This window comes from Streptomyces sp. DH12, assembly GCF_020873895.1.
Lineage (GTDB): Bacteria > Actinomycetota > Actinomycetes > Streptomycetales > Streptomycetaceae > Streptomyces.
The window spans coordinates 1-1,312 of the sequence record NZ_JAHWGT010000088.1 but is presented as its reverse complement, the minus strand read 5'-3'; the positions used below and the strand labels follow the sequence as shown (position 1 = coordinate 1,312).

The 1,312-nt window shown below is 75.2% G+C and carries 2 protein-coding genes; both read left to right on the top strand.

Features of this window, described 5'->3' with window-relative positions:
• Window positions 1-249, top strand: a 249-nt coding sequence (locus tag LPA54_RS32635) for an enoyl-CoA hydratase-related protein (protein ID WP_368857874.1), incomplete at its 5' end; no start/stop codon positions are given.
• Window positions 250-304: 55 nt separating this feature from the next.
• The coding region (locus LPA54_RS32630) for a GGDEF domain-containing protein (protein ID WP_228984385.1) at window positions 305-1,312 on the top strand (1,008 nt) is incomplete at its 3' end.

The window sequence follows — 1,312 nt, the reverse complement described above, 5'->3', positions numbered from 1 at the left end:
GTGGACGTGCTGGTGGACGAGGGGCGGGATCGGGAGGAGGCGCTGGCCATGGCCGCGCGGATCGCCGGGAACTCCCCCGTGGGGCTGCGGGCCGCCAAGCGGGCGCTGCGGCTGGGACACGGGCTCGATCTGCCGGCCGGTCTCGAGGTCGAGGACGCGGCCTGGCGGTCGGTGGCGTTCTCCGGGGACCGGGCGGAAGGCGTGGCCGCCTTCAACGAGAAGCGGCGGCCGGAGTGGCCGGGGGAGTGACGTTCGCTTCACCCTCGATGTCTCGGTAAGCGGAAAATATCCCTAATCTGGGGGAATGGGTGAGGAGAGCCGGCTGGCGGCCGTCGTGGCGCTGGCTCAGGGCATGGCCGCCGCGCACAGTACGCGGGAGGCGTGGCGGGCCGCCGCCGGCGGCGCCCGCCGGGCCCTGGGCGGGAGTTTCGCCGCGCTGTCGGTGTGGGAGCGGGAGCTCGGACGGCTGAGGGTGCTGGTGAACGTCGGGGAGCTGGCCGAGGGGGAGGAGGAGTTTCCCGAGGACGAGTCCTACCCGGTGCACCAGTTCGCCGAGATCACCGAGTTCCTGCACGAGCAGTGGGCCGGCGGCGGCGAGCCCGACGCCTGGGTGGAGACCGCGCAGGGCCCCGAGGAGGGGCGCGCCGGGTACTGCCACCAGCGGGTCGCGGCGCTGCGGCGGCGCGGGCGCGGCTGCTGCGTGGTCGCGCCGATCGTGCTGCACGGGCGGGCCTGGGGCGAGCTGTACGTGGCACGGCCGGTCGGCGAGCCCGTGTTCGGGCGGGCGGACGCCGACTTCGCGACCGTGCTGGCGGCCGTGGTGGCCGCGGGGATCGCGCAGACCGAGCGGTTGGAGGAGGCGCGTCGGCTGGCCTTCACGGATTCCCTGACGGGTCTCGCCAACCGGCGGGCCGTGGACGCCCGGCTGGACGAGGCGGTCGAGCTCCACCGGCGGGACGGGGCCGTCGTCAGCCTGGTGGTGTGCGACGTCAACGGGCTGAAGCGGGTCAACGACACCCTCGGGCACTCCGTGGGGGACCGGCTGCTGGAGCGGTTCGGGAGCGTGCTGTCGCTGTGCGGGGCCATGCTGCCGGGCGCGCTGGCGGCGCGGCTCGGCGGGGACGAGTTCTGTCTGGTGGTGGTGGGACCGCCCGCCGACGAGGTGGTCAAGGCGGCCGACGAGGTGTGCCGGCGGGCCGTGGAGCTGGGCATCGGCGACGGTGTCGCGTGCGGGGTGGCGTCCACGGAGGACCCGATCGGGCCGGTGTGCTCGGCGCGGCGGCTGTTCCGGCTGGCCGACGCGGCGCAGTAC